Raw genomic sequence first — 24,214 nt, forward strand, 5'->3', positions numbered from 1 at the left:
CATCGTTCGTCCTCGTGCCATGTCCTGATCCCCTCGGGTGGGCTCGGCGTCGTCGCCGAACTGAGGATGGGCGGTTGGTGAGACCGCGTTCCTGTGCAATCTACAAGGGGCACGCCCCCGTCTGGCGATACCCCCGTTCGGGGCGCGTGGGTGTGACGAGCGAGACGCACAGTTCGATCGTTGACAGTTAGAACTCGAATGGTTAGTGTTCTGATCATGACGCAGCAGGCACCCCGGTTCGACTCGCCCCTCCAGCAGATGCGCTGGATCGGGTGGGCGCAGCGCAAGGCGGCCGAGGAGTGGGTCCGCGAACGCGACCTCACCCAGGAGCAGTCCTTCGTGCTCGGGTACCTGCAGCACAACCCCGGGGCGATCCAGCGCGACATCGCCGACATCACCCGGACCAGTGCTGCCAGCGTCTCGAGCCTCCTGCAGGGGCTCGAGCGTCGCGGGCTCGTCGAACGACGCGCGGACGCCGAGAACGCCCGGACGAAGCGCGTGCACGCCACCGACGAGGGGATCGCCCTCATCGCCGGGTTCGAGGACGCGATGATCGCCCTCGACGACGTCCTGCTCGCGCCCCTCGACGCGGACGAGCGGGCCACCCTGCAGACGCTCCTGCAGAAGGTGACCGCCGAACTGCCCGAACCCACCCGCTAGCGCCGACCCACCCAGCGCACCGCGCGCCTCCCGGCCGACCGCCGGAGGCCCCACCCACCCACGCGACGGCACCCGCCGCCCGCGCTCCCCGTCATGCCCCGACCCACCGCCGGGGCAGCGGAGCCCTGCCCAGAAGGAGGCAGTCATGCCAACCACGACCCCCGAGGACACCGCAGCGGCGAAGAACCGCTGGTACCTGTCCGCCGCCCCGATCACCCGCGCGCTCGTGCACCTCTGCGTGCCGATGGCCGCCGCGATGGTCGTCAGCGCCGTCTACAACGTCATCAACGCCGGGTTCATCGGTTCGCAGCACGACACGTCACTGCTCGCCGCCATCACGTTCGGCACGCCGCTCCTCGGCATCATCATGGCCGTCGGTGGCGTGTTCGGCGTCGGCGGCAGCGCGCTCATGTCGCGCATGCTCGGCGCCTCGGAACACGACCCGGCCAAGGCGCAGGACATCAAGCGCGTCGCCTCCTTCGCACTGTGGGGCGCCGTCGTCACCGGTGCGGTCCTCGCCGTCGTCGGCCTGGTGTTCCTGCACCCGCTCGTCGCCGTGCTCGGTGCCGACGCCGCCGCGGTGCCCGCCACGAGCGCGTACGTGTCCGTGATGCTCGCGTTCGTCCCGGTGCTCGCCGCGTCGTTCGCCCTCGAGCAGATCGTCCGGTCCGAGGGGGCGGCACGACAGGCGATGGTCGGCCTCGTCCTGTCGACCATCGGCAACCTCGTGTTCGACGTGCTCTTCATCCTCGTGCTGCACTGGGGCGTCGCCGGCGCCGCGCTCGCCATCGGCCTGGGCAACGTCGTCGCGATCGGCTACTGGGTCGTCTGGCTCCAGCGGAACAGCGAGAACGTCAGCTTCGCGCCGAAGTGGTTCACGCTCCGTCCGGACATCCTCAAGGGCGTGTTCGGCATCGGCTCGAGCGAACTCCTGCAGGCCTCGTTCCTCATCGTCACGACCCTCGTGCTCAACAACCTCGCCGCCGCCTACGGAGACGACCCGCTCGCCGCGATGGGCGTCGCGGTCCGCATCGCGCAGGTCCCGGAGTTCCTCGTGATGGGGGTGACCATCGGCGTGCTGCCCCTGCTCGCCTACGCCTTCGGCAAGGGCGACGCAGCCCGCCTGCGTGCCGCACTCCGCGGCGCAGCCTGCACCGTCGGCACGATCGTCCTGGTCTTCTCCGGCACGGTGTTCGTCTTCCGCGAGCAGGTCTTCACGATCTTCTCCGGCGACCACTCGGTGCTGGCGATCGGCCTGACCATCCTGACGGCGCAGCTCGTCGCGACGATCGTGAACGGGTTCACCGGACTGCTCACCTCGCTGTTCCAGGCGACCGGGATGGTGCTGCCGGCGATGGTGCTCTCGATGGCGCAGGGCGTGCTGTTCATCCCGATCGTCATCGTCGGGAACCTGTGGTTCGGGCTCGCTGGGATCATCTGGGCGCTCACGGTCACCGAGGTGCTCGTGTTCGTCGCGGCCCTCGCGCTCTGGGGAGCGTCCCGCGGGCGGATCGCCCGCGGTCTCGCGGAGGGCTCGCCGGAGCGCGCGGACGCGACCTTGGAAGAAGCGGCCGTCTGACGGTCTGGACGCGCGCCACGGCGGACTGGAGGCGCGGTGCCAGCTGGCACCGTGCCTCCAGTCCGTCGCGTGGTCGCGTCCGGCGTACGCTGCCGGCCGATCTGCGCGTCTCGCGACAGCGCACGAGTCGATCGACGAGCGCGGTGTCGAACTCCGCGCGGCGACCTGGGCACGTCCGGTTGCGTGACCGCGGCTACGACAGGACGAGCTCCAGCAGCGAACCCGGGACGGGAGCCACCGGAGTGCGGGTGGAACTGACGAACAGGTCGACGAGCGGCGTGCACGGAACGGTGACGGCGGTCATGGCGACCAGCCCTTCGTCGGAGTGATGCGCACCCCGGATTCGACCGGGCCGTCCCGCTGCGCCAGACCCCGCGACCGCGAGGAGCATCAAGACCACGGAACCCTGTGTCGGCCCAGTCTGTTCAGCGTACTGTCGTCGGTCGATCCGCACGAGAACCGTCCGGTACCCGCACTCGACCACCTCGGGCACCAGTCCCCCGAACTGGGGAGACCGATCTGTCTGTCCACACTTCGGCGGACCACTAGGGTGGACACCAGCAGCGAGTCACACCCGACCGGCGCTCCCCTCGCCGGGACCCACTGCGAGCATCGACGCTCCGGCCCTCGAGCACTTCCCTGCAGCTCGGGCCGGAGCGCGATGGCCCCGGTACGGTGGGCGGGCACACCCGTACCCCGAGGAGCCCCATGCCCCTGTTCGGCAGCCCAGCCAGCACCACGACCACCACCACGGAACCGTCCGACCTGACGAAGAAGTGGTCCGACTCGTTCGGCGGCCTCGCGACCCGGTGCCTCCAGCTCATCGTCGTGCTCGTCGTCGCCATCGGCATCGTCTACGCCGCCGCCACGCTCAGCGTCGTCACGATCCCCGTGCTGCTCGCCCTGATCATCGCGTCGGCCATGCACCCCGTCGTCTCGTGGCTCCGCCGACACAGGGTCCCGTCGATCCTGGCGACGCTCGCCGTCCTGATCGGCGTCCTCGTCGTGCTCGGGCTCGTCGGCTGGCTCATCGTCGTCGCCGTGATCTCGCAGTGGCCGGACCTGCAGAAGTCCGCGCTGCGCGGCTTCGACCAGTTGCAGGACTTCGCGTCCACGCTGCCGATCTCGATCGACCAGTCCCAGATCGACGACGCCGTGAAGGGCATCCAGGACTTCGTCACCAGCTCGCAGTTCGGGTCGGGAGCCCTCGCCGGCGCCTCGGCCACCGCGAACTTCCTCACCGGCCTCGTGCTGATGATCGTCGTGCTGTTCTTCTTCCTCAAGGACGGCCCCCGCATCTGGGAGTTCCTCCTCCGCCCCTTCACCGGTGCCCGGTACGACCGTGCCCGTCGCGTCGGCGACCGCGTCGTCCAGACGCTGGGCGGCTACGTCCGCGGCACGGCGACGGTCGCCGCGGTGGACGCCGTGGGCATCGGTGTCGGCATCGCGATCGTCGGGGTACCCCTCGCACTCCCCCTGGCCGTCGTCGTGTTCATCACGGCGTTCATCCCGATCGTCGGCGCGACCGCGGCCGGCATCCTCGCGGCGCTGGTCGCCCTCGTCGCGCTCGGCCCCGTCCAGGCGCTGATCGTCGTCGGCATCGTCGTGCTCGTCAACCAGCTCGAGGGCAACCTGCTCCAGCCCGTCCTGATGGGCAAGACGCTCAAGCTGCACGGCCTGGTCATCCTCATCGGCCTGACCGCCGGCACGGTGCTCGCGGGCATCACCGGGGCGATCATCTCGGTGCCGCTGCTCGCCGCCGCCTGGGGAGCGATCCAGGTGTGGGACGGCCCGGACCAGCCGGCGCGGCCGTGGCGGCAGAAGCGCGTGGAGACCGCCGAGGCGCGCTGAGGCTCTCGACACGGCCGCAGACGGACGGGAGGCGCGGTGCCAGCTGGCACCGCGCCTCCCGTCGGTCTGTGCCTCGGTGTGCACCCGCTCCGGAACGACAACGTCGACGTCGTACGACGTCGACTCTGTCGTTCAGCGTCGGGCAGTCGAGGTCAGTCGGTGCCGGAGTCGAACGCGGCACCCTCGGACACGGCGTCGGTGGCGCGGCCCAGTGCGTCGTCGGCGTCCGAGGTGACGACGGCGCCACCGAGGATCTCCTCGGCCTCGCCCGACTCGAGCCGACCGACGAGGTCACCCGTCGCCCCACCGATCAGACCGGCGGCCGCGTACTGCTCGAGGCGCGAACGGGAGTCCGCGATGTCGAGGTTCCGCATGGTGAGCTGGCCGATGCGGTCGTCCGGGCCGAACGCCGAGTCACCGACGCGCTCCATCGAGAGCTTGTCCGGGTGGTAGGACAGCGCCGGACCCGTGGTGTCGAGGATCGTGTAGTCGTCACCACGACGCAGCCGCAGCGTGACCTCACCGGTGACGGCGGAGGCGACCCAGCGCTGCAGCGACTCGCGGAGCATGAGCGACTGCGGGTCGAGCCACCGGCCCTCGTACATGAGGCGACCGAGGCGGCGACCCTCGTTGTGGTACGACGCGACGGTGTCCTCGTTGTGGATCGCGTTGAGCAGGCGCTCGTAGGCGATGTGGAGGAGCGCCATGCCCGGCGCCTCGTAGATGCCGCGGCTCTTCGCCTCGATGATGCGGTTCTCGATCTGGTCGGACGCACCGAGACCGTGGCGGCCACCGATCGCGTTCGCCTCGTAGACCAGGGCGACGGCGTCGGCGTACTCGACACCGTTGATCGCGACCGGGCGACCGGCCTCGAAGCGGACGCTGACGACCTCGGTCGCGACCTCGACGTCGTCACGCCAGGCGGCGACGCCCATGATCGGCTCGACGATGTCCAGGCCGCTCGAGAGCTCCTCGAGGCTCTTCGCCTCGTGCGTGGCACCCCAGATGTTGGCGTCGGTCGAGTACGCCTTCTCGGTGGAGTCCCGGTACGGGAAGCCGCGGGCGACGAGCCACTCGCTCATCTCCTTGCGGCCGCCGAGCTCCTCGACGAACTCGGAGTCGAGCCACGGCTTGTAGACGCGCAGCCGCGGGTTCGCCATCAGGCCGTAGCGGTAGAACCGCTCGATGTCGTTGCCCTTGTAGGTGGAGCCGTCGCCCCAGATGTCGACGCCGTCCTCCTTCATCGCGCGGACGAGCATCGTGCCCGTCACCGCACGGCCGAGCGGCGTCGTGTTGAAGTACGTCTTGCCGCCGGAGCGGATGTGGAAGGCACCGGTCTGCAGGGCGACGAGGCCCTCCTCGACCAGGGCGCTCTTCGCGTCGACGAGTCGGGCGATCTCCGCGCCGTACTCGTGGGCGCGGCTCGGGACGGCGTCGATGTCCGGCTCGTCGTACTGGCCGATGTCGGCCGTGTACGTGCAGGGCACCGCTCCCTTCTCGCGCATCCAGGCAACGGCGCAGGAGGTGTCGAGACCTCCGGAGAACGCGATGCCGACTCGTTCGCCGACGGGGAGACTGCTCAGGACCTTGGACACGGCCCCAATCGTACGGGGAGTCCAGCCGGTACATCGAACCCGCGAACACAGCGTGCCCCTGGAGGGACTCGAACCCCCAACCGTTTCCTTAGGACGGAACTGCTCTTCCATTGAGCTACAGAGGCTGGCCCTCCCACTCTAGCGGCGGAACGGCTCCAGGAAGGCGCGGAGCTCCCCGACGAACAGGTCCGGCTGCTCGAACGGTGCGAAGTGCCCACCGCGGTCGAGCTCGTGGTGGTACACGAGGTTCGTGGTCCGCTCGAGCCACTCCTTCGGCGCCCGCACGAGGTCGCCCGGGAAGATCGAGAACCCGGACGGAACCTCCACCCGTCGACTCAGCTGCGAGGCCGGGACCGCCGCGTTCGCGTGGTACATCCGCATCGCCGAGCCGATGGTCTCGGTCGCCCAGTACTCGGTGAGCAGCGCGAGGACCTCGTCCCGCGTGTAGACCGACCAGAGGTCCCCGGCGCAGTCGCTCCACGACCGGAGCTTCTCGACGATCCACGCCGCGAGGCCCGCCGGGGAGTCGTTCAGCCCGACCGCCGCGGTCTGCGGCTTGGTCCGGTGCATCATCGCGTAGGCACCCTCGGCCGTCCGCCACCGGTCGGTCTCGGCGACGAACGCACGCTCGGCGTCCGACAGCGTCGACGGGTCGAGCCCAGGCCAGGCGAGCCCGCCGTCGATCCGGTGCACGGCGACGACCCGGTCGGGGTGGTCGAGCGCGAGGTACCGGGCGACGTGGGTGCCGATGTCCCCGCCGGACACCGCGAACCGCTCGTACCCGAGGTCGGTCATCAGCGTCGCCCACATGCCCGCGACCGCGCGGGCGTCGATGGGTTGCGACGGTGCGTCGGAGAAGCCGTAGCCGGGCATGTCCGGAACGACGACGTCGAACCCGGCCTCGACGAGCATCGGCAGTACCTTCCGGTACCGCCACCCGAAGTCCGGCCACCCGTGCGCGAGCAGGACCGGGAGCGCGTCCGGGGCGTCGGCGCGGTCGTGCAGCACGTGGATCCCGATGCCGTCCACCGCGATCCGTCGTGACGGCAGCGCGGCGAGCGCGGCCCGGTGCGCATCGAAGTCGAACCCGTCCGCCCAGTACTCGACGAGGGGCCGGAGCTCGTCGACGTCGACCCCGAGTGACCACCCCGCGCCGGCGGGCGCGTCCGGCCAGCGTGTCGCACGGAGTCGCGCTCGCAGGTCTGCGATGGTCGCGTCGTCGATCTGCGGGGTCTGGGTCATGGCCGCACGCTACGCGTACCGACCGACACGCCGACCGCCGGGACACCGGAACCCCTATGGTTTCCCCATGTCAGGGAACGCATCGGGGAACCGCGGGAACCGCACGGGCTGGGCCGGCTTCTGGGACCAGGGTGGGTGGTGGAAGGCGATCGCGTTCGCTGTCGTGTACCTCGCGGTCTACCTCGGCGTCGGTTGGGTCATCGACAAGACGGCCGGGGGCGCGATCGACCCCGACGACGTCTTCGGGGATCCGCTGAGCGTGTTCCTCGCGGTGGCGCTGCCGCTGGTCATCGGCTCGATCGCCCTGTTCGCCTTCGCTGCCTCCGTCCGCTGGCTCCCCCGTCCGCTGTTCGGACGCCAGCCGGTCACGGGCCGGTGGTGGATGTGGATCGCACCCGTCCTCGTGGTGATCACGTTCGTCCTCCGCCTGTTCGGCATCGACTGGGCGGCGTACACCGGTGGCGTCATCGCGACGACGTTCCTCGCCGGACTGTTCGTCGGGATCGCGGAAGAGGTCCTCACCCGCGGCATCGTCGTCACCCTGCTCCGCCGCCACGGCTACCGCGAGTGGGCCGTCGCCGTGCTGTCCTCGCTCGTGTTCGCGCTGCTGCACACCACGAACCTGCTCTCCGGCCAGCCCGTCCTCACGGTGCTGGTGACCGTCGGGTTCGCCTTCGGGTTCGGGATGATGATGTACCTGACGCTGCGCGTGACCGGGAACCTCGTCTGGCCGATCGTCCTGCACGCGCTGACCGACCCCTCGACCATCCTGGCCACCGGCGGGATCGACGTCGCCGGCAGCAACCACAGCCCACTGCTCAGCTTCGCGGGACTGTCGACGTTCGTGTTCCTGGCCTTCGCGCTCCTCGCGATGGTCTTCATCCGCGGCACCGCGAACGGCCGCGCAGCGGCCGGCGAACCCGAACTGCGCACCACGGTCCCCACCGCCTGACGCGCGCGCCGCCCGAGACGCGACCAGGAGACGGACTGGAGGCACGGTGCCAGATGGCACCGTGCCTCCAGTCCGGTGCGGCGACAGCCGCACAGGCCGCTACGCGGCCACGAGGTACTCGTCCCACTCGGACTGCGGACGCTCGATGCCCCGCACCACCCACGAGGCACCGTGCGGCGCCTTCGGGCGGAACCGGAGCCGCCATCCCATCTCCTGCGGGGTGCGGTCACCCTTCGTGTTGTTGCACGCCAGGCAGCAGGCGACGAGGTTCTCCCACGAGTCCTCACCCCCGCGCGAACGTGGCTGCACGTGGTCGATGGTCGTCGCGTGCCGGTCGCAGTACGCACACCGGTTGGCGTCCCGGCGGAGCACACCGCGCCGGGACACCGGCACGAGTCGCGAGTGCGGGATGCGGACGTACCGGGTGAGGATGATGACGGACGGACGGTCGTAGGTGGACGTCGAGCCCGTGACCGGGTGCTCGAGGTCTGCGGCGACGATGGCGGCCTTCTGGTTCATGACGAGCACGAGGGCCCGTCGGAACGAGATCACCGCGAGGGGCTCGTAACCGGCGTTGAGGACGAGAGTGCGCATGGTTTCCCTTCCGACGTGCCTGGACGGCTTCCAGGCGCTGCGGGTGCGTCGGACCGGGACTCCGCGCAGGTGACCGTCGCTCGCGTACACGTCCCCTGAACCACGAAGAGCACCACCCGGATGGGCAGTGCTCTCGTCATGCAGGGGCGTGCTCGTGCACGCAGGCGGTGGTCGACCATATGTCGACGTGCGCGCGCCGACCCATGGTGCGGGTCGTGCGGAACGCTGACATGGGGTCTCCCTGCTCGGGGCCGTTCGGACCGGTGCAGCGCCAGGGTACGTCAGAAACCGGCCCGGCACGAGGGTGCACGGGCCGGTTCCGGCGATGTTCACGGGATCGACGCCCCGCGGTCGGATCAGATGCCGAAGCGGACGATGTGGTAGTCGCTGGTCCAGATCGGGCGGATCGAGACGGAGCCACCGGGCTTCGGGGCGTCCATGATCATGCCGTTGCCCATGTAGAAGCCGTCGTGCGCCTCGTTGTTGAAGATGACGACGTCACCGGGCTGGGCCTCGGACTCGGGGATCGTGGTGCCGGCCTGGTCCTGCAGCGGCACCGAGTGCGCGAGGTTGATGCCGTACTGCGCGTACACGAACATGACGTAGCCCGAGCAGTCGAAGCCCGACGGGTCGGCGCCGCCGAAGACGTACGGGGTGCCGATGTACTGCTTGGCGGTGGCGACCACGGCCGGCAGCGAGAACGGGGTGTTCGCGGCGGAGGCCGTCGCGACGTAGTCGGACGCGCTCGGGCCGGTGTACGCGGCGTACTGCGAGGCGGTCTGCGCGCGGGCGGCCTGCGTGGCGGCGGCCTGCTTGGCGGCTGCAGCGGCTGCCTTCTTCGCGGCCTCGGCGTCGAGCGTGGACTGTGCGGTGGCGCCGTAGCCGTCACGGCTCGTGCCGGCGAGGGCGACCGCGTCGGACACGGAGAAGTTCTGGGCCTCGGTCGTGCGGATCTGGCGCTGCGCGTTGGCGGCGTCCGAGCCGGTGGACTGCTGCGTCGCGGCGAACGCCGGGGCGACGGCCACGGTGCCGAACATGCCCGCGGCGACGGTCAGCACGACCGGCGCGAGGAAGCGGCGCTTGCGGGCGGAGGAGCTCGCCTTCGCCGTGGCGGCGGTGCGGGCGACCTGCGCTGCACGACGGCCGCCGGGGAGCGGGGCGTCGCGGACCGGGGTCACGCGGCGGGCGGGCTCCGCGGTGCGAGCAGCCCGGCGGGTGAGCGGGGCGTCGGTGGCGTTCACGGTGTTCGTCGGGTTCGCGGGCGTCTGGTCGTCCGCGGCGGAACCGGTCTGCGTCAAGGGATGTCTCCGGCGTCTCGTCATCACTGCCAGCGGGGGTGATCGCCGGCCGTGCAACCCCATCCGTTCGTCATCGTTTCCGATCGAGACAGGAGACGGGTTCGAGACGTCCTGTCACGGGTCCTGGGCCTCGTGGGTGGCCGGCGGACTCGACGAGTGTACGTGGACGCCGTTACCTTGTCGAGATGAAAACGCCGGTTTGTAACGGAACGGTAAAGAATCCCTGATCAGAGGCCAGAAAACCGGTCCGCCCCAGTTTCGGGGGCAGTGCGTCAGGAGCGCTCGATGTAGACGTGCTGCGCGACCTCGCTGGGCAGCTCGATCCCAGCGTCCTCGCCGTCGACACGGACGGCGACGTAGGCCCCGGCGCGCTGCACGCTCGCGAGCCGGCCGGGCATGACGCCGGCGGACCGCAGCTGGTGGAGGAGCTCCGGTTCGAACTGCACGGGCTCGCCGAGGCGACGGATCACACCGGTCGCGACGGCGTCCGTGCCCTCGGTCGCGGCGACGATGTTCTGCACGCCCTCGAGGAACCCGGGAGCCGCGGGGCCACCGATCTCGGCGAGGCCGGGGATCGGGTTGCCGTACGGCGACTCGGTTGGGTTGCCGAGCATCTCGAGCAGGCGGACCTCCACCTGCTCGCTCATCACGTGCTCCCAGCGGCACGCCTCGTCGTGGACGAACGCCCAGTCGAGCCCGATCACGTCGGACAGCAGACGCTCCGCGAGCCGGTGCTTGCGCATGACGTGGGTCGCGCGGGAGCGCCCCTCGTCGGTGAGTTCGAGGTGCCGGTCGCCGGAGACGACGACGAGTCCGTCGCGCTCCATGCGGGCGATGGTCTGCGAGACCGTGGGACCCGAGTGGCCGAGACGCTCCGAGATGCGGGCGCGCAGCGGAACGATCGCCTCCTCCTCCAAGTCGAGGATGGTGCGAAGGTACATCTCCGTGGTGTCGACGAGATCGGTCACGGTCCGCCTCTCATGTCTGGGCCCAGCGCGCCCCACCCTACTTGTTCGAGGCGACGTGCACTGACCAACACTTGCACGGCGCAAGGAAGTCCGTGCCGTGTGGGTCCGCCCCGTCCGGCCGGTGCACGGTCACGAGCGCTGGGATACCGCTCGTTAGGATCGGTGCATGGCAGACATCGTCATCCCCGCCGAACTCCTCCCGACCGACGGCCGCTTCGGCTGCGGACCGTCCAAGATCCGTGGCGCGCAGCTCGAGTCCCTCGTGACCCGCGGGGCGACGATCCTCGGGACCTCCCACCGCCAGAAGCCCGTCAAGGACCTGGTCGGCAGCGTCCGTCAGGGCATCGCGGACCTGTTCGACGTGCCCGAGGGCTACGAGGTCGTCCTCGGCAACGGTGGCTCGACCGCCTTCTGGGACGCCGCCGCCTTCGGCCTGATCGAGCGCCGGGCCGAGAACCTGTCCTTCGGCGAGTTCGGGTCGAAGTTCGCCAAGGCCGCCGGTGCGCCGTGGCTCGAGGCACCGCACGTCGTCGAGGCCCCGGGTGGGTCGCTCGCCGCACTCGAGGTCGTCGAGGGCGTGGACGTCTACGCCTACCCGCACAACGAGACCTCGACGGGCGTCATGGCCCCGGTCGTCCGCGCCGCGGGTGACCCCGGCGCCCTCACCGTGGTCGACGCCACGAGCGCCGCCGGTGGGGCCGCGTTCGACGTCAGCGCCACCGACGTCTACTACTTCGCGCCGCAGAAGAACTTCGCGTCGGACGGCGGCCTCTGGCTCGCACTGTTCTCCCCCGCAGCGATCGAGCGCGTCGAGCGGATCGCCGCGAGCGGCCGGTACATCCCGGAGTTCCTGTCGCTCAAGAACGCCGTCGACAACTCACGCCTGAACCAGACGCTGAACACCCCGGCGCTCGCGACCCTGATCCTGCTCGACGACCAGGTCCGCTGGATCAACGAGTCCGGTGGGATCGCGTGGGCGGACACCCGCACGAAGACCTCGTCGTCGACGCTGTACGACTGGGCCGAGTCGGTCGACTACGCGACGCCGTTCGTGTCCGACGTCGCCGCTCGCTCGCAGGTCGTCGCGACGATCGACCTCGACGACTCCATCGACGCGAAGGCCGTCGCCGCCACCCTCCGCCAGAACGGCATCGTCGACACCGAGCCGTACCGGAAGCTCGGCCGCAACCAGCTCCGCATCGCGACGTTCACGGCGATCGACCCGGACGACGTCGCGAAGCTCGTGCAGGCGATCGACTTCACGGTGAACGCGCTGCGCTGACACGCGGGCGCGCCTCGGTTCGTCTCGGTTCGTCTCGGCTCGGTTCGTCTCGTCTCGCTGAGACGAGACGCCGCCGGGCACGCGAGACGCCGCCGGACGCACGAAACGCCGCCCGATCGGGCGGCGTTTCGTCGTCGTGGCGGTGTCTCGAAGGACACGCGGTGTCTCGAACGACGCGTGTCTCGAGCGGGACGCGGTGTCTCAGGCGCCGTGGCGGTCCGGGTCGACCTCGCCGGCGTCGAGCCGGTCCGTCTCGAGGTCCTCGTCGGGGTCGACCGGGCGGACGCGGCTCGACCGGCGACGAGCTCCGCGGGACGGCGGCGGGGTCACGACGGCCTCGTCCTCGTCCTCGTCGTCCGGCTCATCGTCGTCCGGCTCATCGTCGTCTGCGTCGTCGAGTTCGTCGACGTCCACGCCCTCGATGTCGTCGTCGTCCGACTCGTCGAGGTCGTCCTCGTCGGCGTCGAAGTCGTCCTCGTCGTCGGACTCGTCGTCATCGGACTCGTCGTCGTCCGCGTCGTCGTAGTCGGCGTCCTCCGCGTCCTCGGCGTCCTCGTCGTCGTCCGCCTCGTCGTCATGCTCGGCGTCCTGCCCGGCGCGGTACTCCGCGAGCCGCTCGGACCACGGCACCCAGTCCGGCGCGACGAGGGACCCGTCGCCCGGCATGAGCTCGACCTCGAGCACGGTCGGCTCGTCACCCTCGACCTGCGCGATGGAGACGGTCCACCGCCACCCGGGGTAGCCCGGCATGCGGTTCGCGAAGAGGACCGACACGACGCCGTCCCCCTCGTCGACGGTTCCGGCGGGCGCGCCGACGGTCGATTCGGGGGTCACCTCGAGCAGGGCCTTCCGCGCCAGGGCGGTGAGGTCCTCCGAAGGGGCCGGGGAGGTGGGGGAGGTCTCGGTCATCACGCGTCCAACTGGTCAGCGACGTGCCGCAGGATCGCGGCGATACGGGTGCCGTTCTTCGGGTACCGGCCGTGCCGGAAGTCCCCGCTGATGCGGTCGAGCTCCTTCACGAGGTCCTCGACGATCACGGCCATGTCGTCCGCCGATCGCCGTGACATCTTCGCCAGGGACGGCTGCGGGTCGAGGAACCGCACGGACAACGCCTGCGATCCCTTCTTCCCCTGGACGACGCCGTACTCGAGCCGCGATCCGGCCTTCACCGACGTGACGCCGTCGGGCAGCGAGGACGCGTGCAGGAAGACGGGTTCGCCGTCGTCGCCGGTGATGAACCCGAACCCCTTCTGGTCGTCGTAGAACTTGACCTTGCCGGTGGGCATTGGTGGGACTCCTCGAGGTCGTGGAACGGCCGTGGTGCGTCGGATATCCTGGGTCGATGGCCAACCCGACCCGGTCCACCGGGAACACGCAGGATTCCGCGGAACCCCCGGTGACGTTCAATCGTACCGAACGCGCCCTCGCGTTCATGGTCGGTGGGATCTTCATCGCGGCGTTCCTCTGCATGGCGGCGATGATCGTCATGTGGCTGACCGCCCCGAGTGCGCAGGGATCGATGCCGTGGCCCGTGATCATGGCGATCCCGCTCATCGGCTTCCCGATCGGCATGGTGCTGGTGTTCACGCTCCTCGCCATCACCTGGACGCGCAGGGCGCGAGCGAACCGGACGGCGCGCTGAGGCCCGCGCGGGACGATCGCGGCGGACGATGACGACCACCGCAGACCTCGCCGCCCGGCTCCGGGCGATGCCCGACGACGCCCTCGAACGACTCGTCGTGGCGCGGCGGCTGCCCGCGGCGGTGCTCGCCGAGGCGGGCCCGCTGCGCATCTCGGACTTCTTCGACCTCGCCGAGGCACTCCGCACCGACGACGCCGTCGACGCCGCGATCGAGCACCTCCCCCGCGCGACGCTCCTCGCGCTCCGTGACGGAGCGGGCTCGGCCGACGACCTCGCACCGGCGGTCACGCTCGGCCTCGCCGACGAGGACGGCCGCGTCGACGACGCGGTCGCGGCCCGTCTGGCGGCGCACCCGGACATCGCTGGACTGCCTGGAGGCACGGGTCACCCCCGTCACGCCGGTCCGCCACCCGAGACGGTCGACGAGGCACGCGCCCGCACGACCGGCGCGGAGCACGCCTTCGCGACGATGACCGTGCTCGCCGAGCTCCTGCGCGCCGTGTCCGACGGCGCCGTCCGCGAACTCGTGAAGGGCGGCATCGGGACCCCGCTCGCGAAGGCCCTCGGCGAACGCGCGGGCGCCGACGCCCAGGTCGTGCCGGACCGCCTGGCGCTGCTCGAGCGCACCGGCTTCGCCGAACCGGGCGACGGCACGTGGACGACCACCGACGCCGGGGACGCCTGGCTCGTGGCGAGCTGGCCTGATCGCTGGTCGACCCTCGTCTCGGCGTGGCGGGAGTCCCTCGACCCCGCACTCCACGACGTCCTCGACACCGCCGGGGACGATCTCCGCGACCTCGTCTCCGTCGGCCGTTGGGCCTACCCCGCCGGTGCCCGGTGGCTCGACGCCGTGCTGCTCGAGGTCGCCGGCACCGCCACCGCCCTCGGTCTCACGGTGGACGGTCTCGTCACGACCACCGGCCGAGCGCTCCTCGACGGCGATGCGACACCGGCCGCCGAGGACCTCCCGCGCACGGTCGACGGCGTGTACCTCCAGCACGACCTCACCGTGATCGCCCCTGGCCCGCTCGCACCCGTCGACGACGCCGCGCTCCGGAGCGTCGCCGTGCTCGAGGCCCCCGGACTCGCGGCGCGGTACCGGATCTCCGAGGACTCCCTCCGACGAGCGTTCCGGGCCGGACTCACCCGTGACGAGGTGGTGGCACTGCTCGAGCGGCTGTCCTCGACCGGGCTCCCGCAGCCGCTCGCCTACCTCGTCGACCAGGTCGCCTCCCGTGACGGCAGCATCGTCGTCGACGTCGGCGCGGACGGTGTCGGGAGCCGCGTGCACGGTACCGCCGACCAGCTCGACCTCATCGGGGTCGACGCCGAGCTGCGCCAGCTCGCGTGGGAGCGGGACGACCTGACGACCCTGGTGACCCGCTACCCACCGCACGTCGTCCACACGGCGCTGGAGGACCAGCGCTACCCGGCCGTCCTGACGGCCGCAGCCCGCCCCGCGACGGGATCCGTGCCTCCAGGCCGTCGACGCGGTGGCGGACGCAACCCGGAGCAGGCGGCGCACGCACTCGTGGAACGGCTCCGCGTCACCACCGAACGCGGCGACGCGGAACCGGAGCAGGAGTGGCTCGGACGGCAGATCGACCTCGCGGTCCGCGGGCGCACGCCGATCCGGCTGACCGTGCGGATGCCGGACGGCACGGAGCGACCGTTCTCGATCATCCCGACATCGGTGGCCGCCGGGCGCGTCCGGGGGCGCGACACCGCCGTCGACGTCGAACGCACCCTGCCGCTCTCCCTGGTCGTGGCTGTGGAGAGCGACGCGTGATCCACAGGTGAGCCGAACCGCGCCGGTTCGCAGGCAAGCGGCCTAGGCTGATCCGTCATGAACGGACCGCTGATCGTGCAGAGCGACCGCACCGTGCTCCTCGAGGTCGCACACCCCGACGCCGAGGACGCACGCCACGACCTCGCGGTCTTCGCCGAGCTCGAACGTGCTCCCGAGCACGTGCACACGTACCGCATCACACGGCTCGGACTCTGGAACGCGCGCGCGGCCGGACACGACGCCGAGAGCATGATCCACACGCTCGAGCACTTCGCGAAGTTCCCCGTGCCGCAGAGCGTGACGGTGGACATCCGGGACACCGTCGCGCGCTACGGGCGGCTCGTCATCCGGCGCGAAGAGCGCCCGGACGCTCCGGCGATCGCGAACTCCCCGTCCGAGGAGCTCGAACTCCAGCCGGTCCTGCTGCTCACCGCGACCGAGCCGTCGGTGCTGGCCGAGGTCATCCGGTCGAAGCGCATCAAGCCGCTGCTGGGCAACATGCGCTCCTCGGAAGAGGTCGAGCTGCTGCCGTGGGCGCGCGGGCAGATCAAGCAGGAGCTCGTGAAGCTCGGCTGGCCGGCGGAGGACCTCGCCGGCTACACCCCGGGCCAACCACACGCCATCGACCTGGACACCTCGGAGTGGAGTCTGCGTCCGTACCAGGAGCAGGCCGTGGACACCTTCTTCGCGCAGGGGTCGGGCGTGGTCGTGCTGCCCTGTGGTGCCGGCAAGACGCTCGTCGGTGCCGGCGCGATGGCGACCGTGAAGGCGACGACGCTCATCCTCGTCACGAACACCGTCTCCGCTCGGCAGTGGCGGTCCGAGCTCCTCCGCCGGACCACCCTGACCGAGGACGAGATCGGCGAGTACTCCGGCAGCGCCAAGGAGATCCGGCCGGTCACGATCGCGACCTACCAGATCCTCACCGCCCGCCGGAAGGGCGAGTACACGCACCTGTCGCTGCTCGACGCCCTCGACTGGGGGCTCATCGTGTACGACGAGGTGCACCTCCTGCCCGCGCCGGTGTTCAAGCTGACCGCCGACCTGCAGGCCCGCCGACGGCTCGGCCTCACCGCGACCCTCGTGCGCGAGGACGGCCGCGAGGGCGACGTGTTCTCCCTCATCGGGCCGAAGCGCTACGACGCCCCGTGGAAGGAGATCGAGGCGCAGGGCTACATCTCCCCCGCCGAGTGCTTCGAGGTCCGCATCGACCTGCCCCACCAGGACAGACTCGAGTACGCGGCGTCGAGCGACGACGAGCGGTACCGGCTGGCGGCGACCTCGCCCGCGAAGACCCCGGTCGTCCGGGAACTCATCGAGAAGCACCGCGGGGAGCAGATCCTCGTGATCGGGCAGTACATCGACCAGCTCGACGACCTGGCGTCGTCGTTGGACGCCGCGGAGATCACCGGCGCGACGCCCGTCGACGAACGCGAGCGGCTGTACCAGGCGTTCCGCGACGGATCGATCGACGTGCTCGTGGTCTCGAAGGTCGCGAACTTCTCAGTCGACCTGCCCGACGCGACCGTGGCGATCCAGGTCTCCGGGTCGTTCGGCTCGCGGCAGGAAGAAGCCCAGCGACTCGGCCGACTCCTGCGCCCGAACAAGGACGGACTCCCGGCGTCGTTCTACACGCTCGTGACCCGCGACACCGTCGACCAGGACTTCGCGCAGAACCGGCAGCGCTTCCTGGCCGAGCAGGGGTACTCCTACACGATCCTCGACGCCGATCAGGTCCAGGCGCCCGTGGGCTGACGCACGCACCGCTCCCAGGAAACCATTAGGGAACGGTCAGAAGATAGGACCATGAGCGATGGCCCCAAGATCCTGATCGTCGACGACGAGCCGAACATCCGCGACCTCCTGACGACCTCGCTGCGCTTCGCCGGCTTCGCCGTGCGCGCAGTGGGCAACGGCGCTCAGGCGATCTCCGCCGTGCTGGAAGAAGAGCCGGACCTGATCATCCTCGACGTGATGCTCCCCGACATGAACGGCTTCGGCGTCACGAAGCGCCTCCGCTCGTCGGGCTACACCTCGCCGATCCTGTTCCTCACCGCGAAGGACGACACCGAGGACAAGATCACCGGCCTCACCGTCGGCGGCGACGACTACGTCACCAAGCCGTTCTCGCTCGACGAGATCGTCGCCCGCATCAAGGCCATCCTCCGTCGCACCATGAACGACGAAGAGGACGCGATCATCCGCGCCGGCGAACTCACGATGGACCAGGACACGCACGAGGTCACCATCGGCGACGCGCAGATCGAGCTCTCCCCCACCGAGTTCAAGCTGCTCCGCTACCTCATGCTCAACCCGAACCGCGTGCTGTCGAAGGCCCAGATCCTCGACCACGTGTGGGAGTACGACTTCAACGGCGACGCCGGCATCGTCGAGTCGTACATCTCGTACCTGCGTCGGAAGCTCGACCAGTACTCGGCCGAGCCGATCATCCAGACGAAGCGCGGCTTCGGCTACATGCTCAAGGCGACGAAGGCCTCGTAGCGCCTCTCGGACTTCTGGGTCCGTCTTCACGGCGGCCGTCGGGTTTCGACCCGCGGCCGCCGCCTATCGTTGGGGAAGCATGCACACGCGAATGAGCCGCTGGTGGGACGGGATCTCCCTGCGCACCAAGATCACCGGGATCACGGTCCTGTTGGTGGCGCTCGGCCTGCTCGTCGCCGGGCTCGGCACCATGACGGTGCTCTCGACCTACCTCATGTCGCAGCTCGACACCAGTGTGAAGAACACGACCGAGCAGCTCGAGGGTCAGAACATCAGCGACGGCGAGCAGTACTGCAAGCTGTCCGTCGTCCTGTCGCAGAGCGCCTACGTCGCCGCCTACAACTCGGACAGCGACCGGATCTGCCAGACGAAGGCGTCCAGCCGGCCCGACATCCGACAGCTCGACTTCTCGGCCGCGGCCCAGAGCGGCGTCCGCTTCTCGCTCTACGACAGCCAGCACAACCACGAGTGGCGTGCCCAGGTCATCCCGGCTTCGTTGCAGGACCAGTCGAACGGCACCACCGAGACGGGCTACGTCCTGGTCGCGGTGTCCAGCGCCGACACCGACCAGACGATCGCCCGCTTCACCGTCATCTTCCTCGGGTTCGGGATCTCGGTCATCCTGCTCGGCGCTATGCTCACCCGACTCCTCGTGACGGCGACCTTCGACCCGCTGCGCGACGTCGAGGACACCGCTGCGCGCTTCGCCGCCGGCGACTTCAACCAGCGACTCGAGTCGGACACCCCGAACACCGAGGTCGGGCGCCTCAACCGCTCCCTGAACTCCATGCTCGAGCGCATCGACACCGCGTTCGAGGACCGCCAGCGCACCATCGACCAGATGCGCCGATTCGTCGGGGACGCCTCGCACGAACTCCGCACGCCGCTCGTCTCACTGCGCGGGTACGCCGAGCTGTACCGGATGGGCGCACTCCGCAAGGAAGAGGACGTCGCGCAGGCGATGGAGCGCATCGAGAAGGAAGCCCAGCGCATGGGCCTCCTCGTGCAGGACCTCCTGCAGCTCGCCCGCATCGACGAGTCGAAGCCGCTCGAGCTCGGGCCGGTGGACCTCGTCGCCATCGCCCGCGACTCCGCGCTCGACACCATGGCGTCGAACCCCGACCGCGAGATCCAGGTGCTCGTCGAGGACTCGGTCACCGGCGAGAGCGTCCCGCACGCCGTCCGTCCGGCGTCGGCACCGGGCTCCGGCTCGGGCGACTCCCCTCCGGTCTCCCCCACGTCCGCGAACACCACCGGACCGATCGCGTTCTCGCGCCAGACGATCGCACGGCTGCGTGCCCGTCGCACCCGGGCGATGGGCGTCGACGGCGACCTCGCTCCGAGTGACGAGACGACGCCGCTGCCCACGGTCGTGCTGCCGAAGCGTCCGCCGATCGTCTTGGCGGAGGAGAACAAGATCCGCCAGATCGTCACGAACCTGATGGGCAACGCCATGCGGTTCACCGAGCACGACGACCCGATCGAGATCGGCATCGGCGTGGACGACGAACGCGGCATGGCGCACATCGACGTGATCGACCACGGCGAGGGCATCCCGCCGCAGCTGCGCGACAAGATCTTCCAGCGCTTCTGGCGGGCCGACACCTCGCGCGCTCGGGACACCGGTGGCTCGGGCCTCGGGCTCGCCATCGTGTCGGGCATCGTCGCGGCGCACCACGGGTCGGTCGAGGTCTTCGACACCGAGGGCGGCGGAGCCACCTTCCGCGTCTGGCTCCCCCTGCTCCCCCGCGACTACGCGGCCCCGGCGCCCGGCGCCTGACGCCGCGCCGCACCGCGCCCGCCCGCCCCGCCCGCCCCAGGTTCCAAAATCTCGGCATCTCGAACGCGCTCGTAGGCTTCTCCGGAACCCCCGCACCGCGCACACGGCATGTCTTGGAACCTCGGCGGGATGAGAGCGAGCCAACCCCGTCCAGGTCGTCACGACGTCGGGCTCACGTCATGCTGCTGAGCGGCGCGCTTCCTCGAGTCGGCGTTGCACGAATGCCTGCCGGAGCCGTTCGAGGAGGACCGTCGGGCGTCCAGCATCCATCGACGTCGCATGGATGACGATCCAACCGTTCACCACGAATCCGTTCGAGCGTCGCTGATCGTGCTGGAACGTGCGCTGCTCGCGATGGTGGTCTCCGTCGTACTCGAGCGCGATCCGGACGTCCGGCCACGAGAGGTCTGGGCGTCCGAGGAACGTCCCCGCGTCGTCCACGACGTCCTCGTTCACTGCCGGCTCCGGGATTCCCGCATCGATCACCACGAGGCGGAACCGCGTTTCCATGGGTGACTCGACGCCGGACCGGATCCGTCCGAGCGCAGCCCTCGCCTTCTTCGACGACCGCGATCCGGGCACGATCGCAGCCCGGAGCCCGTCGATGGTCGCGAGTCCGGCCGGCCCGACGAAGTAGTCGCCGAGGACGACGAGATCGGTTTCGGAGAGGAGTGACGAGCACTCGAACCAGGCACGTGCTGGCCCGCTCACGGGGATGCCTCGAACCCGCTCGGGACGGAACGTGTCAGATCGGAGTCGATGGGGTGTGACCTGTGGCCGTCGCATCACGGGTGCTGTGCCGATCGATGTGACGTGCACGAGCGCATCACCGGGTCGGCGCGGGAGGGGAGCGCCCCACAACTCGGCGGCCGTCGTGTGACTGATGAACTGATCGCCGCGGAGCACGAGCGCGATCGCCTCGACTGTCGTGATGGGAATGCCCGCTCGAGACCGAACGCCGTGCACGGGAGCTTCGAGGTCACGTCTCGTCAGCCGCGACGGCGACACCCCAGCAGCGATCGCCTCACGGACGCGGAACGCTCCGGTCGGCTCCTGTACACGTGTCGGTCGACTCCCCATGGAGCGAGTGTTCCGCGCTCCTTGCCCAGGCCGGGGCCTGGATGACGCATCTGTGGAGAACGAGGTGATCCGCGCCTCCAGGCGGACAGCGCACGCAACCGATCGAGGTTCCACAACACGCCGTCCGCGTGTTGCGGATGTGCGGCAACTGGCGGGTTGCTGACGCGAGATGCCGAGAATTTGGAACCTCGGGAACCCCACCCACCCACCCACCCGCGCACGCGGAAGGGCCCCGCACGCGCAGCGTGCGAGGCCCTTCCGGAAGGACTGCTTAGAAGTCCATGCCACCCGTCGGGTCGCCGGCCGGGGCAGCAGGGGTGCGCTCCGGCTTGTCGGCGACGACGGCCTCGGTCGTGAGGAACAGACCGGCGATCGACGCAGCGTTCTGCAGCGCCGAGCGCGTGACCTTGGCCGGGTCGATGATGCCCGCGGCGACGAGGTCGACGTACTCACCGGTCGCGGCGTTGAGGCCGTGGCCGGACTCGAGCTCGCGGACCTTGGCGGCGACGACGCCCGGCTCGAGACCAGCGTTCAGCGCGATCTGCTTGAGCGGCGCGTCGATCGCGACGCGGACGATGTTCGCACCGGTCGCCTCGTCGCCCTCGAGCTCGAGGGAGTCGAGCACGATGGACGCCTGGATGAGCGCGACGCCACCACCGGCGACGATGCCCTCTTCGACGGCGGCCTTCGCGTTGCGGACGGCGTCCTCGATGCGGTGCTTGCGCTCCTTGAGCTCGACCTCGGTCGCGGCACCGGCTTTGATGACGGCCACGCCACCGGCGAGCTTCGCGAGGCGCTCCTGGAGCTTCTCGCGGTCGTAGTCGGAGTCGGTCGCCTCGATCTCGGAGCGGATCTGACGGACGCGGCCCGCGATCTGCTCCTCGTCGCCAGCACCCTCGACGATGGTCGTCTCGTCCTTGGTGATGATGACCTTGCGTGCCTTGCCGAGCAGGTCGAGCGTGGCGTTCTCGAGCTTGAGGCCGACCTCTTCCGAGATGACCTGGCCGCCGGTGAGGATCGCGATGTCCTGCAGCATGGCCTTGCGACGGTCGCCGAAGCCCGGGGCCTTGACGGCGACGGACTTGAAGATGCCGCGGATCTTGTTCACGACGAGCGTGGCCAGGGCCTCACCGTCGACGTCCTCGGCGATGATCAGGAGCTGCTTGCCCGCCTGGATCACCTTGTCGACGACCGGCAGGAGGTCCTTGATGTTCGAGATCTTCGAGTTGACGATCAGGATGTAGGCGTCCTCGAAGACGGCTTCCTGACGCTCGGGGTCGGTGACGAAGTACTGCGACAGGTAGCCCTTGTCGAAGCGCATGCCCTCGGTGAGCTCGAGCTCGGTGCCGAAGGTGTTCGACTCCTCGACGGTGACGACGCCTTCCTTGCCGACCTTGTCGATGGCCTCGGCGATGAGCGCGCCGATCGTCGGGTCCGCGGCGGAGATCGACGCGGTGGCGGCGATCTGGTCCTTGGTCTCGATGTCCTTGGCGTTGAGGAGGAGCTGGTCGGAGACGGCGGCGACGGCCTTCTCGATGCCGCGCTTCAGCGACACGGGGTCGGCACCGGCGGCGACGTTGCGGAGGCCCTCGCGGACGAGTGCCTGGGCGAGGACGGTCGCGGTGGTCGTACCGTCACCGGCGACGTCGTCGGTCTTCTTGGCGACCTCCTTGACGAGCTCCGCACCGATCTTCTCGTACGGGTCGTCGAGCTCGATCTCCTTGGCGATGGAGACACCGTCGTTCGTGATCGTGGGGGCGCCCCACTTCTTCTCGAGGACGACGTTGCGGCCGCGCGGGCCGAGCGTCACCTTCACGGCGTCGGCCAGGATGTTGAGGCCGCGCTCGAGGCCGCGACGGGCCTCTTCGTCGAAAGCAATGATCTTTGCCATGTGAGTTTCTCGTCCCTCCCGGACGTCGTCATGGGGGTCGTGCTGGCACTCAGCGTGAGCGAGTGCCAACGCCGATTCTGGCACTCGCAGGGGTCGAGTGCAACACCGACGGGAGGCACGGGTCGAGTTCCCAGGACACGCACCGGCGAGCGGTCGTGCAGCCCGGCACGGAAGAACGCGCCGCCCCTGACGGGACGACGCGTTCGAAGTGGTTCGCCGGAGACGACGCTCAGGCGGGACGGACCGATTCGGCCTGCGGCCCCTTCGACCCGGTGCCGACGTCGAACGTCACTGCCTGGCCCTCCTCGAGGACCTTGTAGCCCGACATGTCGATTGCCGAGTAGTGCACGAACACGTCCTGGCCCCCTCCATCGACGGTGATGAAGCCGAAGCCCTTCTCGGCGTTGAACCACTTCACGGTTCCGTTGGCCATGATCTCTTGCTCCCTGCGGTGGTGCTGTTCCGGACGACGCAGTCGCCGTCTTGGCACGACTCTTACCGAACAATGCCGACAGGGCAAGGGGTGTGACGTTCTTTCACGATGATTCCGACAAGAATCAACGTGCCTGAAACACGCCCGTCACAAATGCGTCAACCGGCGTAGTCGGCACCGAGCACGACGCTGATGTCGGCATTCGGGAACGCCGCCGACTGCTGCACCGCGGTCACGCCCAGGGACTTCGCGATCCCCTGCGCGACCGACGCCTGTGCCGCCTGCTGGTAGTACACGATCGTCGCGGTCGTCCCGGTCGTGCCCGCGTCCCCGGTCGACGTGACCTTCCACCCGGCCGAGGTCAGCGCGGCACTGGCCTTCGCCGCGAGGCCGGTCGTCGTCGTGCCGTTCAGGACCACGACGCTCGTCGTCCCCTGGTCGGCGGGCGTCCCGGCCGCTGGGGCCTGCGGCGCCGAGGACGACGGCGACGACGACGGTTCGGCGGTCGCCGACGCGGACGCCGAGGACGACGCCGACGGAGACGTCGAACCGTCGAAGGAGTAGCTGCCGTTCAGCAGGGCGAGGACGAGCACCCCGATCCCGACGAGCACACCCGTGGCGAGGGCGGCCCAGGCGAACGCGATCCAGCCGCGGCCCCGGCGCTGCGCGCCCCGGTGCGCTCCGACCCGCGGGCCGTCGGCGACGTCGTCGAACCGGTCTCGGGGGTATCTCGTCGTCATCGTTCCTCTTCACGTCCTTCGGGTGCTGCGCCGGGAGCGACGAAGCTGCGCGCCGCCCGGGCACTGGTGCGCGCGTGGCGGAGCCGCTGCAGCCGGGAGACCAGCTGCGGGTCGTACGCGAGCGCCGCGGGCGAGTCGATCACACGGTTCAGCACCTGGTAGTACCGCGCCGGCGACATGTCGAACTCGACCCGGATCTCCGCTTCCTTCGTGCGGTCGTGCCGTGCCCGGTCGTGCTCGAAGGCGAGCACGTGCTTGGCGAGCTCGTCGAGCTCGACGGGTGTGGCGGTCACTGCGGTTCCGATCACGGTGAGGTAACGGGTCTCGCACATCGTA

At 69.9% G+C, this 24,214-nt stretch carries 22 protein-coding genes and 1 tRNA gene; 10 read left to right on the forward strand and 13 right to left on the reverse strand.

The genetic code is table 11. From position 1 onward, the window contains the following. The first annotated feature begins 216 nt into the window (after positions 1 to 216). The 3 genes from CRP27_RS13090 (at position 217) to CRP27_RS13100 (ending at position 4,090) form a co-directional block, all read left to right on the forward strand. Positions 217 to 660, forward strand: coding sequence for a MarR family winged helix-turn-helix transcriptional regulator (locus CRP27_RS13090; protein ID WP_217990745.1), 444 nt, complete (start codon positions 217 to 219; stop codon positions 658 to 660). A 145-nt stretch (positions 661 to 805) separates the two neighbouring features. Further along, a complete protein-coding gene (locus tag CRP27_RS13095; protein ID WP_097181126.1) occupies positions 806 to 2,239 on the forward strand; it encodes an MATE family efflux transporter in 1,434 nt (477 codons plus the stop codon). A 708-nt stretch (positions 2,240 to 2,947) separates the two neighbouring features. Further along, entirely contained in the window at positions 2,948 to 4,090 is a 1,143-nt protein-coding gene (locus CRP27_RS13100) for an AI-2E family transporter (protein WP_097181127.1), read from the forward strand. A 152-nt stretch (positions 4,091 to 4,242) separates the two neighbouring features. On the opposite strand, the gene argG is transcribed toward CRP27_RS13100, so the two are convergent. The 3 genes from argG to CRP27_RS13115 all read right to left on the reverse strand — a co-directional run bounded on the left by argG (position 4,243) and on the right by CRP27_RS13115 (position 6,927). Further along, on the reverse strand, positions 4,243 to 5,685 hold the full coding sequence (argG, locus tag CRP27_RS13105) for an argininosuccinate synthase (protein ID WP_097181128.1): 1,443 nt from the start codon (positions 5,683 to 5,685) through the stop codon (positions 4,243 to 4,245). 53 nt (positions 5,686 to 5,738) lie between these two features. Next, a tRNA-Arg gene (locus CRP27_RS13110) sits at positions 5,739 to 5,810 on the reverse strand. 13 nt (positions 5,811 to 5,823) lie between these two features. Then, entirely contained in the window at positions 5,824 to 6,927 is a 1,104-nt protein-coding gene (locus CRP27_RS13115; protein ID WP_097181129.1) for an epoxide hydrolase family protein, read from the reverse strand. A 67-nt stretch (positions 6,928 to 6,994) separates the two neighbouring features. On the opposite strand from CRP27_RS13115, the gene CRP27_RS13120 reads away from it, so the two are divergent. Further along, entirely contained in the window at positions 6,995 to 7,879 is an 885-nt protein-coding gene (locus CRP27_RS13120; RefSeq protein ID WP_097181130.1) for a CPBP family intramembrane glutamic endopeptidase, read from the forward strand. Between the two features lie 99 nt (positions 7,880 to 7,978). Here CRP27_RS13120 and CRP27_RS13125 read toward each other — a convergent pair whose 3' ends face one another. The 3 genes from CRP27_RS13125 to CRP27_RS13135 form a co-directional block, all read right to left on the reverse strand. Next, positions 7,979 to 8,473 carry an HNH endonuclease gene (locus tag CRP27_RS13125; RefSeq protein WP_097181131.1) on the reverse strand — a complete coding sequence of 165 codons (495 nt, stop codon included), beginning with the start codon at positions 8,471 to 8,473 and terminating at the stop codon, positions 7,979 to 7,981. Positions 8,474 to 8,829: 356 nt separating this feature from the next. Continuing rightward, positions 8,830 to 9,771: a C40 family peptidase gene (locus CRP27_RS18595; protein ID WP_176505603.1), complete on the reverse strand. Its 942-nt coding sequence runs from the start codon at positions 9,769 to 9,771 to the stop codon at positions 8,830 to 8,832. A gap of 272 nt (positions 9,772 to 10,043) precedes the next feature. Beyond that, the gene (locus CRP27_RS13135; protein WP_079237223.1) at positions 10,044 to 10,739 is read right to left on the reverse strand and encodes a metal-dependent transcriptional regulator; all 696 of its coding nucleotides are present in this window, start codon (positions 10,737 to 10,739) and stop codon (positions 10,044 to 10,046) included. Between the two features lie 166 nt (positions 10,740 to 10,905). On the opposite strand from CRP27_RS13135, the gene serC reads away from it, so the two are divergent. Next, positions 10,906 to 12,021, forward strand: a complete 1,116-nt coding sequence (gene serC, locus CRP27_RS13140; RefSeq protein ID WP_097181133.1) for a phosphoserine transaminase — start codon at positions 10,906 to 10,908, stop codon at positions 12,019 to 12,021. A 201-nt stretch (positions 12,022 to 12,222) separates the two neighbouring features. Here the strand turns inward: serC and CRP27_RS13145 are convergent, their stop codons facing one another. Both CRP27_RS13145 and CRP27_RS13150 read right to left on the reverse strand, forming a co-directional pair. Continuing rightward, on the reverse strand, positions 12,223 to 12,930 hold the full coding sequence (locus tag CRP27_RS13145) for a DUF3027 domain-containing protein (RefSeq protein ID WP_097181134.1): 708 nt from the start codon (positions 12,928 to 12,930) through the stop codon (positions 12,223 to 12,225). Then, positions 12,930 to 13,307 (reverse strand): cold-shock protein, encoded by a 378-nt coding sequence (locus tag CRP27_RS13150; RefSeq protein WP_079237226.1) that lies wholly within the window; start codon positions 13,305 to 13,307, stop codon positions 12,930 to 12,932. The genes CRP27_RS13145 and CRP27_RS13150 overlap by 1 nt, the downstream gene beginning before the upstream one ends. 56 nt (positions 13,308 to 13,363) lie before the next feature. On the opposite strand from CRP27_RS13150, the gene CRP27_RS13155 reads away from it, so the two are divergent. From CRP27_RS13155 to CRP27_RS13175, 5 genes are all read left to right on the forward strand, one after another. After that, positions 13,364 to 13,663, forward strand: coding sequence for a hypothetical protein (locus tag CRP27_RS13155; protein WP_079237227.1), 300 nt, complete (start codon positions 13,364 to 13,366; stop codon positions 13,661 to 13,663). A 28-nt stretch (positions 13,664 to 13,691) separates the two neighbouring features. Next, the gene (locus CRP27_RS13160) at positions 13,692 to 15,452 is read left to right on the forward strand and encodes a helicase-associated domain-containing protein (RefSeq protein ID WP_097181135.1); all 1,761 of its coding nucleotides are present in this window, start codon (positions 13,692 to 13,694) and stop codon (positions 15,450 to 15,452) included. 57 nt (positions 15,453 to 15,509) lie between these two features. Continuing rightward, positions 15,510 to 17,207: a DNA repair helicase XPB gene (locus CRP27_RS13165; protein ID WP_097181136.1), complete on the forward strand. Its 1,698-nt coding sequence runs from the start codon at positions 15,510 to 15,512 to the stop codon at positions 17,205 to 17,207. Positions 17,208 to 17,258: 51 nt separating this feature from the next. Then, positions 17,259 to 17,954, forward strand: coding sequence for a response regulator transcription factor (locus CRP27_RS13170; protein ID WP_079237230.1), 696 nt, complete (start codon positions 17,259 to 17,261; stop codon positions 17,952 to 17,954). Positions 17,955 to 18,033: 79 nt separating this feature from the next. Further along, the gene (locus CRP27_RS13175) at positions 18,034 to 19,734 is read left to right on the forward strand and encodes a cell wall metabolism sensor histidine kinase WalK (RefSeq protein ID WP_097181137.1); all 1,701 of its coding nucleotides are present in this window, start codon (positions 18,034 to 18,036) and stop codon (positions 19,732 to 19,734) included. 177 nt (positions 19,735 to 19,911) lie between these two features. Here the strand turns inward: CRP27_RS13175 and CRP27_RS13180 are convergent, their stop codons facing one another. The 5 genes from CRP27_RS13180 to CRP27_RS13200 form a co-directional block, all read right to left on the reverse strand. After that, positions 19,912 to 20,445, reverse strand: a complete 534-nt coding sequence (locus tag CRP27_RS13180; protein WP_097181138.1) for a hypothetical protein — start codon at positions 20,443 to 20,445, stop codon at positions 19,912 to 19,914. 640 nt (positions 20,446 to 21,085) lie between these two features. Further along, the gene (gene groL, locus CRP27_RS13185; RefSeq protein ID WP_079237233.1) at positions 21,086 to 22,705 is read right to left on the reverse strand and encodes a chaperonin GroEL; all 1,620 of its coding nucleotides are present in this window, start codon (positions 22,703 to 22,705) and stop codon (positions 21,086 to 21,088) included. Between the two features lie 229 nt (positions 22,706 to 22,934). After that, entirely contained in the window at positions 22,935 to 23,138 is a 204-nt protein-coding gene (locus CRP27_RS13190; protein WP_022903461.1) for a cold-shock protein, read from the reverse strand. 158 nt (positions 23,139 to 23,296) lie between these two features. Further along, entirely contained in the window at positions 23,297 to 23,878 is a 582-nt protein-coding gene (locus CRP27_RS13195) for a LytR C-terminal domain-containing protein (RefSeq protein WP_097181139.1), read from the reverse strand. Further along, on the reverse strand, positions 23,875 to 24,171 hold the full coding sequence (locus CRP27_RS13200; RefSeq protein WP_255257588.1) for a DUF3263 domain-containing protein: 297 nt from the start codon (positions 24,169 to 24,171) through the stop codon (positions 23,875 to 23,877). Before CRP27_RS13200 ends, CRP27_RS13195 begins: the two co-directional genes overlap by 4 nt. Positions 24,172 to 24,214: the final 43 nt, after the last annotated feature.

The organism is Curtobacterium sp. 314Chir4.1, from assembly GCF_900215175.1.
Classification (GTDB): Bacteria; Actinomycetota; Actinomycetes; order Actinomycetales; family Microbacteriaceae; genus Curtobacterium; species Curtobacterium pusillum_A.

What these genes read in the sequence shown, in the direction of transcription:
- CRP27_RS13145 (WP_097181134.1), bottom strand. Translation starts at nt 12,930, where the DNA reads ATGACCGAGACCTCCCCCACCTCCCCGGCCCCTTCGGAGGACCTCACC.
- CRP27_RS13195 (WP_097181139.1), bottom strand. Translation starts at nt 23,878, where the DNA reads ATGACGACGAGATACCCCCGAGACCGGTTCGACGACGTCGCCGACGGC.
- groL (WP_079237233.1), bottom strand. Translation starts at nt 22,705, where the DNA reads ATGGCAAAGATCATTGCTTTCGACGAAGAGGCCCGTCGCGGCCTCGAG.
- CRP27_RS13120 (WP_097181130.1), top strand. Translation starts at nt 6,995, where the DNA reads ATGTCAGGGAACGCATCGGGGAACCGCGGGAACCGCACGGGCTGGGCC.
- CRP27_RS13090 (WP_217990745.1), top strand. Translation starts at nt 217, where the DNA reads ATGACGCAGCAGGCACCCCGGTTCGACTCGCCCCTCCAGCAGATGCGC.
- CRP27_RS13095 (WP_097181126.1), top strand. Translation starts at nt 806, where the DNA reads ATGCCAACCACGACCCCCGAGGACACCGCAGCGGCGAAGAACCGCTGG.
- CRP27_RS13165 (WP_097181136.1), top strand. Translation starts at nt 15,510, where the DNA reads ATGAACGGACCGCTGATCGTGCAGAGCGACCGCACCGTGCTCCTCGAG.
- CRP27_RS13160 (WP_097181135.1), top strand. Translation starts at nt 13,692, where the DNA reads ATGACGACCACCGCAGACCTCGCCGCCCGGCTCCGGGCGATGCCCGAC.
- CRP27_RS13115 (WP_097181129.1), bottom strand. Translation starts at nt 6,927, where the DNA reads ATGACCCAGACCCCGCAGATCGACGACGCGACCATCGCAGACCTGCGA.
- CRP27_RS13175 (WP_097181137.1), top strand. Translation starts at nt 18,034, where the DNA reads ATGCACACGCGAATGAGCCGCTGGTGGGACGGGATCTCCCTGCGCACC.
- CRP27_RS13190 (WP_022903461.1), bottom strand. Translation starts at nt 23,138, where the DNA reads ATGGCCAACGGAACCGTGAAGTGGTTCAACGCCGAGAAGGGCTTCGGC.
- serC (WP_097181133.1), top strand. Translation starts at nt 10,906, where the DNA reads ATGGCAGACATCGTCATCCCCGCCGAACTCCTCCCGACCGACGGCCGC.
- CRP27_RS13155 (WP_079237227.1), top strand. Translation starts at nt 13,364, where the DNA reads ATGGCCAACCCGACCCGGTCCACCGGGAACACGCAGGATTCCGCGGAA.
- CRP27_RS13100 (WP_097181127.1), top strand. Translation starts at nt 2,948, where the DNA reads ATGCCCCTGTTCGGCAGCCCAGCCAGCACCACGACCACCACCACGGAA.
- CRP27_RS13150 (WP_079237226.1), bottom strand. Translation starts at nt 13,307, where the DNA reads ATGCCCACCGGCAAGGTCAAGTTCTACGACGACCAGAAGGGGTTCGGG.
- CRP27_RS13125 (WP_097181131.1), bottom strand. Translation starts at nt 8,473, where the DNA reads ATGCGCACTCTCGTCCTCAACGCCGGTTACGAGCCCCTCGCGGTGATC.
- CRP27_RS13170 (WP_079237230.1), top strand. Translation starts at nt 17,259, where the DNA reads ATGAGCGATGGCCCCAAGATCCTGATCGTCGACGACGAGCCGAACATC.